The 14,598-nt window shown below is 35.8% G+C and carries 5 protein-coding genes and 1 pseudogene; 4 read left to right on the forward strand and 2 right to left on the reverse strand.

Annotated features, from left to right (window positions below):
- Positions 1 to 129 precede the first annotated feature (129 nt).
- From CXF67_RS15005 to CXF67_RS15015, 3 genes are all read left to right on the forward strand, one after another.
- Positions 130 to 2,547, forward strand: a complete 2,418-nt coding sequence (locus tag CXF67_RS15005) for an SDR family NAD(P)-dependent oxidoreductase (protein ID WP_102089483.1) — start codon at positions 130 to 132, stop codon at positions 2,545 to 2,547.
- A 30-nt stretch (positions 2,548 to 2,577) separates the two neighbouring features.
- On the forward strand, positions 2,578 to 9,276 hold the full coding sequence (locus CXF67_RS15010; protein ID WP_102089484.1) for a PfaB family protein: 6,699 nt from the start codon (positions 2,578 to 2,580) through the stop codon (positions 9,274 to 9,276).
- A gap of 91 nt (positions 9,277 to 9,367) precedes the next feature.
- Positions 9,368 to 10,966, forward strand: coding sequence for a PfaD family polyunsaturated fatty acid/polyketide biosynthesis protein (locus tag CXF67_RS15015; protein WP_102089485.1), 1,599 nt, complete (start codon positions 9,368 to 9,370; stop codon positions 10,964 to 10,966).
- A gap of 636 nt (positions 10,967 to 11,602) precedes the next feature.
- Here the strand turns inward: CXF67_RS15015 and CXF67_RS15020 are convergent.
- Together CXF67_RS15020 and CXF67_RS15025 are read right to left on the reverse strand one after the other, a co-directional pair.
- Entirely contained in the window at positions 11,603 to 12,085 is a 483-nt protein-coding gene (locus tag CXF67_RS15020; RefSeq protein ID WP_257984710.1) for a DUF418 domain-containing protein, read from the reverse strand.
- Between the two features lie 379 nt (positions 12,086 to 12,464).
- Positions 12,465 to 13,133, reverse strand: coding sequence for a LytTR family transcriptional regulator DNA-binding domain-containing protein (locus tag CXF67_RS15025; protein ID WP_257984711.1), 669 nt, complete (start codon positions 13,131 to 13,133; stop codon positions 12,465 to 12,467).
- Between the two features lie 1,127 nt (positions 13,134 to 14,260).
- On the opposite strand from CXF67_RS15025, the pseudogene CXF67_RS19340 reads away from it, so the two are divergent.
- Positions 14,261 to 14,372: pseudogene (locus CXF67_RS19340) on the forward strand (IS110 family transposase); the annotation flags it as partial.
- Positions 14,373 to 14,598 lie beyond the last annotated feature (226 nt).

Genomic DNA, 14,598 nt, shown 5'->3' on the forward strand with positions numbered 1-14,598 from the left:
TTCTGCCAAAGCCGGAGGTGTTATTAAAAAAAAAAATCTCAGCCTAGCTTAGGTGTAGAAGAAAACAATACGGTAATCAAGGAGACTACCTCAAAACAGGAATTCTCCTTGCCTACCAAATTCTACAATGTGCCTCGGAAATCTATCGGCTTAAAATTTATTCCTAAGGTAGATCTTTTAGTACAGGACATTTCGGCATTAAAACCTGTTGTAATTACAGATGAAGGAAGCGATTTAACTTTGGCTGTAAAAGCAAAATTAGAAAGCGAAGGCCATACTGTTATTGTCATTCAATTTGACGCTTTTAAAAAGAATCCTACGCTAAAAAATGGGATTTCTATTTCAGACATAAACGACCAAAATATAAAAACGGCTATCGATACAATCTTAGCTAAAAATGACATTGGTTCTTTTATTTATTTACACCCACATTTCACCTTTTCAGGAACTAATTTCACGCAACATTTTGATACGGAGCGTGCATTGCTAAAAGCCACTTTCTTATTGGCAAAACAGCTCCAAGCACCATTAAATGCCAACAGCAAAACACAACGAACTGCTTTTATGACCGTGTCTCGTTTAGACGGAAAATTTGGGATGGACAAACGTTCCAATATGTCCATCATTGCTGGTGGATTATCTGGATTAACCAAATGCATGAATCTAGAATGGTCTCCAGTATTCTGCAGAGCAATCGATGCAAAACCTGAATTAGCAGCAACAGAAATTGCGGATGCTTTATTCTTAGAATTACACGATGCAGATGTACGCTATGTCGATGTCGCCATCACTGAAAATAGACGAATGACTTATGAGGTTACACCGAATGAAGTAAGTGCTGCAGAAGACTACCAACAAACGGTTACAGATAAAGATGTTTTTTTAGTTGCTGGCGGTGGTAGAGGTGTTACCGCGACCTGTATCAAAGAAATGAACATTGCTTTTAAATCTAAATTTATCCTTTTAGGGAGATCCACTTTAGATTTTAAATTACCAGCTTATGCGTTAAATGGAGTCAGCCCTGCAGTTCTTAAAAAGGAGATTATGCAGGAAATGAAATCTGGTGGAGAAAAAGTTTCAATTAAAGGGCTAAACAGTAGGTTTAATAAATACGTTGCCAAAAAGGAAATTGAAGAAACTATTGCGCACATCAAAGCAAATGGTGGCGATGCTATTTATGTGGCGGGTGATGTTACGAATTTAACCATCAAACCTGAATTACTTGAGATTGAAAAAAAATGGGGTAAAATTACTGGAATCATCCACGGTGCCGGTCGTTTAGCGGATAAGCTCATTCAAGATAAAACCGAACAGATTTTTGATGATGTGACTTCCGTAAAATTAGAGGGTTTAACAAGCCTCTTAAAAATGGTAAACGTGAACGAATTAAGGCATTTAATTATGTTTTCTTCAGTGGCGGGTTTCTACGGAAATGTTGGCCAATCTGATTATGCGATGGCCAACGAAATTTTAAATACCGCGGCACATTTGTTTAGTACCAACCATCCTAACACTAAAGTTACCTCAATTAATTGGGGCGCTTGGGAAGGCGGTATGGTGAGTCCTGAGTTACAAAAAATGTTTGAAGAAGCAGGTGTTTCTTTGGTCAACCATCCTGGCGGCGCTGCTCGTTTTGTTCAAGAATTAAACGGGGCGTATCACCACCAACCCCAAGTCATAATTGGAGGCACTTTACCTGCAGGTATTTCGGATATTTCTGGCCCTTTAAAAAACTATACTATTCAACGACATTTAAGTTTAAAAGACAATGTGTTTTTAAAAGATCACGTTATTCAAGGCAATTCTGTTCTACCAATGGTAAACGCCACAGCGTGGATGGCAGATTCTTGTGTAAAACTATTCCCAGATTATAAATTAACGAGTATAGCACATGTAAAACTGTTTAAAGGGATTGTTTTTGATGGCACTGAAAAAGAAGTTTATTTCACAGAAATTAAAGAACAAAGTAAAACTGCAGACCATATTGTTTGTGATGTCACTGTATATAGTAAAGGGGTAAAGCTACCTTTAAATCATTACCGTTCAACAATTACGCTCTCGCGAAAAAGAAGCTATAAACCTAAATTTCAAACCCTTACAATAAAAGAGAACAAAATAGATGGCGCTACCTTTTATAAAGATGGTTCTTTATTTCAAGGTCCTTTTTACCAAGGGATAGAAGCGGTTTTATCTATAGAGAAAGATCAAGTTTTACTAAAATGTAAAGCACCAGCAGTTTCTTTAGAAACCCAAGGGCAGTTTCCTAGCACGAGTTTAAACGCATTTTTCTTAGATATACAATATCAAGGCATGATTCTATGGGTACAGAAGTATCATAACGGTGCTAATAGTTTGCCTTTACAAACAATAGAAGGACTGGTTTATGGTGAAATTCCTGCAAATAAAAGTTTCTATGTACATATGAAAATACAAGAAAATTCGGCTATAAAAATGATCGCAGACATTACCGTATATGATGAAAATAGAGATGTTTTTTTATTCACAGAAGGCGCTGGATTAACCGTTTCAGAAGGGTTAACCTGGTAGTATCCTTAACGCCCCAATCAACAAAAAAGAATGAAAGAAAAAATAGCAATCATTGGCATGTCGTCTCTTTTTCCTGGCTCTAAAACGGTACAAGAGTTTTGGAATAACCTTATGGATAAAAAGGACTTGACTGGTATGGCAACAAAAGAAGATTTTGGTGCCGACCCCGAGCTGTTTTATAAAAAAGATAAAGGAACTATAGACCGCTGTTATTCCTTACGTGGAGGCTACATTCGTGATTATAATTTTAACAGCGCAGACTTCGGTTCTGAAGACTTAAATGACTTAGACCAAATGTATCAATGGGGCTTGCAAGTAACCAAAGATGCTTTAATGCACGGCGGTTACTGGAATAAAACTGCAGCTTTAGACCACTGTGGCGTCATCTTTGGAAATTTATCTTTTCCAACAAAATCCTCCCATAAAATTATGGCGCCCATTTATACAAAAACCCTTGAAAAAGGAATTAAAACCCTTTTAAAAGATGACAGTTTTGAAATTCCAGCAACAGCATATGAAATTCCAAAAAACAATCCTCTTGAAGGTGATGTCTCGGAATTGGTAAAAAATGTAATTGGTTTAAAAGGCACAAATTTCGATTTAGACGCCGCTTGTGCTTCTTCGCTCTACGCTATAAAAATGGCTTGTGACGAATTGTTAATCGGCAAAGCCGATATGATGTTAGCAGGAGCCGTTTGTTCGTCAGACCAATTATTTATCCACATGGGGTTTTCAATTTTGCATGCCTATGCAGGTCATGATCATAAATACTCGCCATTAGATAAAGACTCTGCTGGATTAGTTTCGTCGGAAGGCGCTGGGATGATTCTTCTGAAGCGCTTATCAGATGCGGAAAAAGATGGCGATAATATCATCGGAGTTATTTCTGGAATTGGTTTATCTAATGACGGCGGTGGTAAATATTTATTAAGTCCCAATCCAAAAGGACAAACATTAGCTTACGAAAGAGCGTATAATGGAACTGTTTCTAAAGAAAATACCTCGTATATAGAATGCCACGCAACAGGCACGCCTCTTGGCGACGTTACTGAAATCAACTCACTCGAAACTTTCTTTGGGGACAATCCAGAAAAATTGCGTTTAGGGTCTGTAAAATCAAATATTGGGCATATGCTCACAGCAGCAGGAATGCCTAGTTTAATGAAAGTGTTACTTTCTATGGAGCATCATAAGATTCCACCTGGAATTAATTTGTCTACCGCAATTCAATCTAAAAAAGGCTGGTTTACGCAAGAGCAAATCATAGAAGAGCCTTTAAAATGGGAAACAAATGATAAGCAAGCAGCGGTAAATTCTTTTGGCTTTGGAGGCACCAATGCCCATTTGGTTGTGGAAAGCCATCATAAAGAAAAAAGTAAGAAACACACAGACGTCACACTAAAAGAAATGACCATCACAAGTATGGAAGTTCATTTTGGTAATTGCGTTAATCTAGATGCTTTTTACCGATCTATTTTTGAAGGAACCCAGCATTTTTCTGAGATGCCAATTCATAGATGGAAGGGTTTTGAAAAAAACAAGGACTTATTATCCAGTTTTGGCTTAGATACTAAAAAGCCACTTAGAGGCAGCTTTATAGCTGATTTTGAAATGGATTTAATGCGCTATAAAATCCAGCCTAACGAAGTTGGCACTATGGAGCCACAGCAGGCTTTAATCTTAAAGGTTGCTGACCAAGCCATTCAAAAATCAAGCTTAAAAAAAGGAGAAAATGTAGCGGTTTTAATTGCGATGAATCCCGAACTTGCGATACATCATTACCTAGCGCGTTGGGATAGCCAATGGCAATTAGATAAAGCATTAGATCGTGCCGGAATTGATTTAAAAGAGACACAAAAAGCAACCCTTTTAGGCGAATGTCGTAATATATTGTACACGATAGGGAACGCACAGACCCCTAGTCAGCATACGAGTTTTGTTGGTAATATTATGTCGAGTCGTATTTCAGCTTTATGGGATTTTAATGGTCCCTCATTTACAATTACCAATGGAAATAACGGAACAACAAGAGCTTTAGAAGTCGCTCAGAATATGTTATCTTTAGGCGAAGTTGATGCTGTTGTTGTGGGGGCAGTTGAATTTTCAGGAGGTATGGAAGCCGTTCTTTTACGGAATCTGATTGCCACCGTAAACCAAAATAAACAACCAAGTTTGTCCTTTAATGTAGACGATTATGGTTGGTTGATTGGCGAAGGGGCATCGGTTATTGTTTTAAAGGCTAATGACAAGATAACAGAAAAAGATGCTATTTATGCTACTATTGATGCTATTGGAGATTTGTCAACAGGTAAAAATATCGCCTTACAAGAATTAGTAGCTTCTGGATTTAAGCAAGAGGATGACTTAGAACAAGCCCAATTATTAGCGCAGACATCGGATCATAAAATTGCATTAGGGTCTGTAAAAGCGAATATCGGACATACGTTTTCGGCAGCGGGATTAGCTTCTGTTGTAAAAACAGCCCTTTGTTTGTATCATCAATTTATTCCAGGCATTCCAAATTGGAAATCTGTAAAAAATGATGCTCTAAAAAATAGTAATTACTATTTTCCAAGCCAATCAAGACCTTGGATTAATGAGACAGATTACCCGAGACAGGCACTCGTAAATTTGAGTCCACATTCTCGTGTAAAACTATCAGAAGTTTCACATCCTAAACATCCTAAAATTGATAATTTCTTAAAAAAGCATCTGTTTGTTTTAAAAGGAAATACGCAAAATGAGCTTAGAGAAAACCTAAGCCTAATTAGAAAAGATATTCTTGTTGATGACTTGGGATTTATAGCACAAGGGTGTTATAACAAAGCAGTCAAAACCAAAGCAATATATAGCATTGTTCTAGTTGCTTCTAGTCAGAAGTCGCTACTACAAGATATCGGGTTTATAGAAAAAAAATTGCCGGTAGCCTTTGATAAAAAGACAAATATTAAACTCCCTAGTGGTTCTTTCTTTAGTCCAAATCCAAGTGCAGCTAAAGGCGATTTAGCATTTGTATATCCAGGCTCCGCGACGAGTTATGAGGGATTAGGACACGATTTATTTCAGTTTTTTCCAAACCTTTTAAGCGATTTTGAAAACAAAATTCCAAACCTTAAAGAGTTCTTTGGCTTAAACTATTTATTTCCTAAAAAGCAAGACCGTGCAACAGCTTCTCCAAACATTCAGAATGATGCTATTTCTATGATGTCTACCGGGGTGCTTTATTCGACCTTGTACACGCACATATTAAGAGCATATTTCGGTGTAAAGCCAAAAGCAGCTATGGGCTATTCTATGGGGGAATGCAGCTCTATGTGGTATTCATTTGGCATTTGGAATCCCGGTGAGGGCACAAAAATATTCCGCAACTCTCCAATTTTTAAGAATAAATTTTCTGGCAATTTGGAATTATTAGCTGAAGAATGGAATATTAGTACAAAAGAAGCAAAAGCCAGGTGGCAAAGCTGGATTTTATTAGACACAAGGGAGAAGGTAGAAGCCCATATTTCTAAGTTTGATAAAGTCTTCATCACTTTTGTAAACTCTGAAAAGGAGTTGATAATTTCTGGTGATAAAAGTCAGTGTGAAATGTTAATTAAGGCATTGAATTGTGCATCAGTACTCGTGCCTTTTCAAAATGTTATCCATAACGAGTTCTGTAAAAAGGAATACGATGGATTGATCGAAATGCATAATTTCCCATTAGAAGACCATCCAGAAGTTGACTTTTATTCAAGTTTAACGGGTGAAAAAATTCCTATGGAGTCGTTAAGAATAGCAGAGAATTCCACAAAAGTGTGCTATAAAACAGTAGACTTTCCCGCTTTTGCGAAAAAAATGTCAATAAACGGATTTAGTACGTTTGTAGAACTCGGTCCTAATAGCACCTGTACCAATTGGCTTAAAGATACGCTGAACCAACAGCAACATGCTGCTTGCGCTATTGATAAAAAAGGCACGAGTTCTATTCAGTCTCTTTACGAATGTTTGGCGCAATTAATTTCTAACGGAATTGATATTGATTTAAGTTTATTATACCCAAATACCAACCAGAAACAACCCAACAAACACTTTACTAAAAAGGTAAAAACCGGGGGGAGTCCTGTGTATGATGTGTTGTTATCTGAGGATATTCAGCGCCAGTTTGCTACCATAAAAAGAAAAGAGAAATCACAAAACACAACAAAAAATAAAGGGGCTAGTCAGCCTATTACAACAAAACATACCTTAGAAAAAATAGTTAGTATGATAGATACTTCAATGCGCAAAGCGGATCCTAAAACGACTGCTAAAATTGCAGAAAACGGTTTAAAATTACAGGATTATAATGACCCAAATCACTTAAAAGATAAGAACGTCATTTACACGAAAGAAGATTTAATTGAATTTTCAGAAGGAAAAATCGGCAATGTGTTTGGTGCAGAATACAATGTTATTGACCAATACAAACGCAGGGTAATGTTGCCAATGGATCCTTATTTATTGGTGAGTAGAGTTACTGGTTTAGAGGCTAAACTCGGCGAATACAAACCATGTACTATGCAAACCGAATACGACATTCCGTATAACTCAGGGTATGCAACCGATACACAAATTCCTTGGGCAGTGTCTGTAGAATCTGGACAATGTGATTTAATGTTGATTTCTTATTTGGGAATCGATTTAGAAAACAAAGGAGATTATGTGTATCGTTTATTGGATTGTACCTTAGAATTTATCGACGATTTACCTTTTGAAGGGCAAACTTTACGCTATGATATTTCTATCAATTCATTCGTTAGAAACGGGCGTAATTTATTATTTTTCTTTAGCTACGAGTGTTTTGTAGAAGACCGTATGGTTTTAAAAATGACCAATGGCGTTGCTGGTTTCTTTACTGATGAAGAATTGAGCAAAGGAAACGGGGTGGTTTATACAGACAGTGAAAAGAAAGTTTTGGCAGAGGTAGAAAAGAAGAAATTCATTCCTTTTTTAACCACAAAAAAGACTGCTTTTGATATTGAGGATTTAAGACATCTGATCAATGGAGATGCCCATAAATGTTTTGAAGATATTTCTTATTTCCCTAATGGAAAAAATAAATCGATACGATTAGCTCCAGAAAAAATGCTGATGTTAGATCGTATTGTTAAGGCAGATGTCAATGGGGGTGCTTATGGTTTGGGAGAAGTTATAGCAGAAAAAGACCTGAGTCCAGACGATTGGTATTTTCCTTGTCATTTTAGAGATGACCAAGTATTGGCAGGTTCTTTACAAGCAGAAGGTGGCGGAAATCTACTGCGTTTCTTTATGATGATGCTCGGTTTGCAGCGCCTTAAAAAAGATGCGCGTTTCCAACCCATTTATGGACTCCAACAGAAAGTAAGATGTAGAAAAGAAGTCACTCCTAAGGATAAGATATTAACCTATCGCCTTGTCATTAAAGAAATAGGCTTATTGCCTGACCCTTTTGTGATCGGTGATTTAGAAATTATTGTAGACGGTGTTATTACCGTTCATTTTGCCAATCTAGGATTGCAATTAAGAGAAAAAGACAATCCGAAATACTTAGAGCAACCTAAGAAAGTGACCGAAAATGTTTTGTTAAATGAAACTGACATCGAAATATTTGCTTTGGGAAGATTAGCCGACTGTTTTGGGCCAGAGTATGCCGTTTATGACAATAGAGCCTTATCGCGTCAACCAAACACAGATTTACAAGTCGTAAGCCGTGTGATTAAAATTGACGGAGAGCGTTTTGATTTCTCGAAACCAACAAATATCTGGACAGAATACGACGTACCTCAAGATGTTTGGTATTACAAACAAAATGCATCCATGACAATACCTTACGCGATATTGATGGAAATTGCATTACAACCTTGTGGACTATTGGGTGCTTATTTGGGAAGTACCTTATTATTTCCTGACAAAGATTTATACCTTAGAAATCTAGATGGTGACGGTGAATTATTAGAACTTCCTATAGGTACAGATTTTAGAGGAAAAGTGATTAAAAACAAGTCAACCTTAACCTCTTCTACGTCATTAGGCGGTTATGTAATTCAGAAATATCTATTTGAAGTCTCGGTAGATGAGCAGGTCTTCTATAAAGGATTTTCTTCATTTGGATTTTTCCCTAAGGAAGCCTTAGCGCAACAAGTAGGTTTAGATAAAGGAGAGGATATCCCAGCTTGGTATGTGCAAAACAACTTGACAACAAAAGATTATTTCCAAATAAAACTAGATTCTTTATACGCAAAAATGAAATTGTATAAAGAAAATGACAAAGCAAACGCCTTCCGTTTGGCAGAAGACCAGCTTAATTTACTAGACAGCGGTGTGCTGGTGAAAAATGGGGGTGAATTTAATAAAGGCTATATCCATTGTTCCAAAGCCATTCATACCTATGACTGGTTCTTTACCTGCCATTTTTATTCTGATCCCGTAATGCCTGGGTCTTTAGGTGTCGAAGCTATTTCGCAAGCCATGCAGTTATTTGCATTACAACAAGATTTAGGGAAAGATTTTAATAAACCACGATTTGTACAAGTCGTAAACAATAAAACCAAATGGAAATACCGTGGACAAATAAGGGTAAATGTAGAAAACATGCATTTAGAAGTCCATTTTAAAACTATAGAAAAACGAGGCGCTACTTTGGTTTTGATCGCTAATGCTTACCTCTGGAACGAAGGCACAAGAATTTACCAAGTCACAGATTTGGCATTGGGAATTCAAGAAGCATAACCAGACGTCGCCACTAAAAAAATAGAATTATTTAAACGGGCAGTAGTGTTTGTCTGGTTTTAAATTGATAAAATAAATTAAAATATTAAAAATGATTGACTTAAAATGGATAGGATCTCCCAGAGAGATTTCATTTGACATCACAGGAATGTTTGACAAACTAAAAAACACTGCCGTACCTTGTTATGTGGTGAAAGATTTGTCAGGTCGCATTGGAATTACCAATACGGGAACCATTCAATCAGAAGGAAAGGGCTTATTTTTAAAAGCTATAGTGCCTGCATTTACGGCAGAAGATTTAGGGGACTCATCGTTTAAAGAAGACTACAAATTAAAATACGCCTATAAAGCAGGTGCCATGGCCAACGGAATTGCCTCTACAGATATGGTCATTGCTTTAGGAAAAAAACAAATGATGGGATCCTTTGGCGCTGCGGGGATGATTCCTTCGCGCGTTAAAGAAGCCATTGCCACGATTCAAAAAGCATTGCCGACTCAAGCTTATGCTTGCAACCTTATTCATAGTCCCATTGAAAAAGCCTTGGAAGAAGGTGCCGTTAACTTGTTTATAGAACACGGTGTAAAAGTGGTAGAAGCTTCCGCTTATATGAACCTGTCAGAGCAAATTGTAAAATACAGGGCTGTAGGATTGAGTTTAAATGGGCAAGGCGAAATTATCATTGCCAATAAAGTGATCGGTAAAATTTCTAGAAAAGAAGTGGCTGAACGTTTTATGTCGCCTGCACCCATACAATTTTTAGATAAATTATTGGCTGCTGGAAAAATTACGCAGCATCAGTATGAATTGGCTCAAAAAGTTCCCATGGCTGATGATATTACTGTGGAGGCAGATTCTGGCGGACATACAGACAACCGTCCTATGATCGTTGTATTGCCTATCATTTTACAATTGAGAGACGAAATTCAGGAAAAATACCAATACAAAAAACAAATTAGAGTCGGTGCCGCAGGAGGAATCGGGACTCCCGCTTCTGCTTTAGCAGCTTTTGCTATGGGTGCCGCCTATGTGGTAACAGGTTCTATCAACCAAGCTTGTATAGAATCGGGGACTTCAGAAGCTGTGAAGGACTTACTTGCCAAAGTAACCTCAACAGATATCACCATGGCTCCTGCTTCAGATATGTTTGAACTAGGCGTAGAACTGCAAGTCTTAAAACGAGGCACTTTATTTGGTGCCAGAGCAAAGAAATTATACGAAATCTATAACCGCTATCAGGGCATTGATGCCATTCCTAAAGACGAAAGACTAAAGTTAGAGACTAAAACTTTTAAAATGCCTTTGGAAGAGGTGTGGAATTTATGTGTCAGTTTCTTTGAAGAACGAGATCCAGAGCAAATAAAAAATGCCCAAGGAAATCCAAAACGTAAAATGGCATTGATTTTTCGTTGGTATTTAGGCCTGTCTTCTAATTGGGCCAATGCAGGTGATCCAGACCGAGTGATGGATTATCAAATTTGGTGTGGCCCTGCGATGGGTGCTTTTAACGAATGGACTAAAAATTCTTATTTAAGAGAAGCAAAAAACAGAAAAGTGGCCGATGTAGCGACCCACTTGTTGGAAGCTGCTGCATATTTACATAGGATCAATACCATAAAAAATCAAGGCGTAGATTTGCCGCTTGACCTATTGCATCTGGGTATTGAAGATAAATATTTTGCAATGGTTTAGTTGGTGTGCTGATTAATTGAAAACAGAATCTGTTGTCACAACAGATTCTGTCTATAAAAAAATGAAAAAGTAAATTTAGTTTCTCAATTTAGTTGTGGGCTATATCTGGACGAGGGTATCATTTCTTGCACAGTTGAATTTTCGTTTGTAAAAAAAGTAGATCAGCTTTTTTATTTATTCAGTTCTATAGTTCCTGGTTGCTTATTTAAAAAAATAATTATTCTATTCCACGAATCTATGGAAGCTAATGCGTTTCCTTGAAAATTTCCGCCTGATTTCCAAGTGCTGATATTGGAGAAATCTATTTGTATATAAATGCTAGTAGTTTATCCCCCAATAAGTTCGGAGTGATATTTTAAATTTCAAATAATACCCTTGAGATATGAATTACAAGAAATGGAGTTTAGAGCTAAAACTTCCATGTCTGTTTTATATGTCAATATCTTTCTGGGTCTGTCATCAAGCTGCTTAAATGTATGGCTATTAAAATCCGTTCTTTTTCAATTTAGCATTGTCCAAGCTTTGTCTTTCAGGTCGAGAAAAAAGCGCTGGCAGACAGACAAACTCTTTTGCGATTTTCGGTTTTAGAATTGGTTTGTGAGAATTGCGAATGTGCTTGGTAGTGTATACTAGCTTTCATCCTGTAATTTTTCGCATGATATACTCCAGGGGGTCTTTTTTAAATTTCATGCACCAAATATGTGAAAAAAATACAATTACAACGCTAAAAACAATCGCATAAAGTATGGTAAATTCAATAGAAAATGCAAACTCTAATTTCCTGAAAAATAATTTTATAGCCAGCATTCCTATGATAACGTGAAAGAAGTAATTACTTAATGATAGCGGTCCTGTGCTTACCATCTGCTTTATGAAAAGGGTATGTGATAATTTAGTACTAATGTATATGGATATTGAGATAATGAAAACGGCTAAACTAGAAGCTGTCATCATGTAAAAAAACGATGGTAGCATTGGTGTTGTTCCTAAAAGATAGGCAAGGCCTAGCGCCTCTGCTGGCGATAATTGACTTATATTATCAATTAAAAATAGTGAAATAGTTTTAAAAACAACAAATATGGCTAGAGAAAATAGGCTTACTCGATGTCTTATCTTCACATCATTAAAATTTAATCCTCCAATCCAAATCCCCTTAGAAGAAAAGCAATCCAAGGGAAAACCGGATGAAAGCCATTCAGAAAAAAATTGCGAAAAAATCCATTTACGGTATAGAAAACTGTCGTGCTGATTTTAAATTGTAAATATTTGTAAGGCTAAATAAGTTTTTAATAAGGGTTCCTTGAATACTAAATAATTTCATTTGCTCACATTGTTAGGTTTAAAACAATGCAAAGCTGCGATGCAAAAAAGTGCTAAAAAATTTAAAGGGCTTAAGGCTAAACTAAAGGGATAAGAAAGTAATCTTTGGGCTATTTAGATGTTCGCCCCATCAGTTGGGCTGAAAGGCCACTTATACCATTAATTGATATACAGACAGTTACGGTTTTGTGGTAAATTTATTAAATTCAGAAATGCAGCTTTTTGATATAGGAATTGTTAGTTCCAACACCTGATTCAGTTTTAAATTATAGCCTGATGATGTCTTTTTTGCAAGTTCGATATTGTTGGCATCTACAATGAATGACCAATGACAATGAATAATAGGAGTATTCATAAAAGTAGGTTCCAATTTTTTTATAGAGTTTCTTAATAAATACTTTGACAGTACACCATTTTCTAAAAAATTAACTTCTACATAATTATTGGCAGATTGTATAAAAAGTAGATTTTCTGTTTTTAAAACTAGTTTCACAATCTCATTTTCGTCTTTAAGGGTAATGTCTGGTAAGATTTTTTCTACCGATTTATGTGTGCTATTTTCATTTTCTAAATTCTTGATTATATCTTTAATGTGAATGTAACTCACACATAAAAAATAAGGGGGGAGCATAATTAACACATACCCCAAAAGGTTGTCAAACCAAACAGTTATAAGATTTCCTGTAAAATCCTTATCTAAAACTTCAAAGACAAACCAAACTGACGCCACAAAGACTGCTTCTAAAAGAAACCAAAAAAACAAGGAAACAACAGTAAACCTATTTATATTAAATAAAACTCTGATAACAAATTGAGATAATAGCAAGACAACAAAAGCTAAAGTCATCGCTATAAATAATTCAATAAAGACGTCTTCCTTTATACTCGATTCTTCGTACTATAAACCAAACGGTTCAAAAAAGTTGAGAAATACAAAAGCTATAGAACAGAAAATGCAACAAGATAAAACTTTCTATTTGTAGAATTTAGGTCAATATCAGATTATATGTATTTTCTAATTCGTTTCAAGTCAAGTTTTATGAATTACTTTTTAATATCGTAAATGTATAGTACTATTATTATTTCTTGAGGTAGAGAATTTATACTCTTTTATAAATCAAGTAAGAAACTGCCACTTAATAACCCAAGGGAGTGTAATTTGCGTAGGCTTCTTTTTTTGTCCTAAAAGAGCAAAAATGGAATGGCAAAAACAAAATCTTTCCAGTCAATCAATTTACTAAATATATGTTTTAATTCACGCCACAATATTTATAATCTATATACTATTGTTTATACTTATGGTCTAATACCCATTTAGTTTATAAATGTTGCATTGAAATTTTGAATTATACTACGATGTAGCTCAGCTCAGGTTTTTATTTAGTTGAGTAAAAAAATACAGGCATAGCACTAGTTACTGTAATTATTTTTGATAAAAAGCAGGAGAAAAAAGCCTGTGCTGAATTCATATCGGTAAAACGATTTATTGTGACATTATAGGTTTAAATTGGTATAAACCTATTTCGAAATTTTCTTATGCTACGGTCTATTGGAAAAATCATGGCCATCTGCGGGAGTTTTCATTCCTAAAAATTCATGGGATCTACTATGATTATATTCTTTTACAAACTGATTTAAGCTACGGTGTTGAACTTTCAAATCGAATGCTGAGGGTTTGCAAAAGTTGTCTTTAAATTGCGGTGCATACGCCCGTATCGTCCGTTATGGTCTGGACGTGCTGGATTAGAATACACTGGATCTATTTCCAATTTTATAAACCAATAGGATAGCATGGTATAACGTTGAATAGCAGTTAAAGATGAAATGGGACTTCTATTTTCGGTACGTATACTTTCTAAAAACCTTTGTAAACTCTTGTTTAACAGACAGAAAGTTTTCTTTATAATGTTCTTATGCCGAAAACAAAAACCTACTCTTAGAATCAACAATAGTAAGAGTGTCGGGAAACTTTGTGAGTGTATAGTGTACAAAGGTAAAAGTAAAAAACTGACCTTAATTGCTGTATCTAATAAACTACTTAAGCTCTTGTTTTGCTATTGCAAAATCAGGTAAGCTATATGATTAAAGTTAGGTTTCTGTGTTGCCTAGACAGGTAAAATAAACCTCAAAATCACAAATGTGGTTCTCTAAGTTTTGAATAATAATGTCTCAAAATTAATAGAGAAAAGAGTTGCTTTTTACTTCAGTTCTTTGCTCGTAGCATTATTTCAAGTTTACTTTTTCAAGTACTTGTTGTACTTTATCTTTATTTAGTGGTTTTTCTATATAATCTACCACACAGTTAAATTGGC

The sequence above is a fragment of the Psychroflexus sp. MES1-P1E genome, from assembly GCF_002836055.1.
In the GTDB taxonomy this organism is placed as follows: Bacteria; Bacteroidota; Bacteroidia; order Flavobacteriales; family Flavobacteriaceae; genus Psychroflexus.

Excerpts from the sequence above, each read along its gene's own strand:
- CXF67_RS15025 (WP_257984711.1), bottom strand. The coding sequence starts at position 13,133 with ATGACTTTAGCTTTTGTTGTCTTGCTATTATCTCAATTTGTTATCAGA.
- CXF67_RS15015 (WP_102089485.1), top strand. The coding sequence starts at position 9,368 with ATGATTGACTTAAAATGGATAGGATCTCCCAGAGAGATTTCATTTGAC.
- CXF67_RS15010 (WP_102089484.1), top strand. The coding sequence starts at position 2,578 with ATGAAAGAAAAAATAGCAATCATTGGCATGTCGTCTCTTTTTCCTGGC.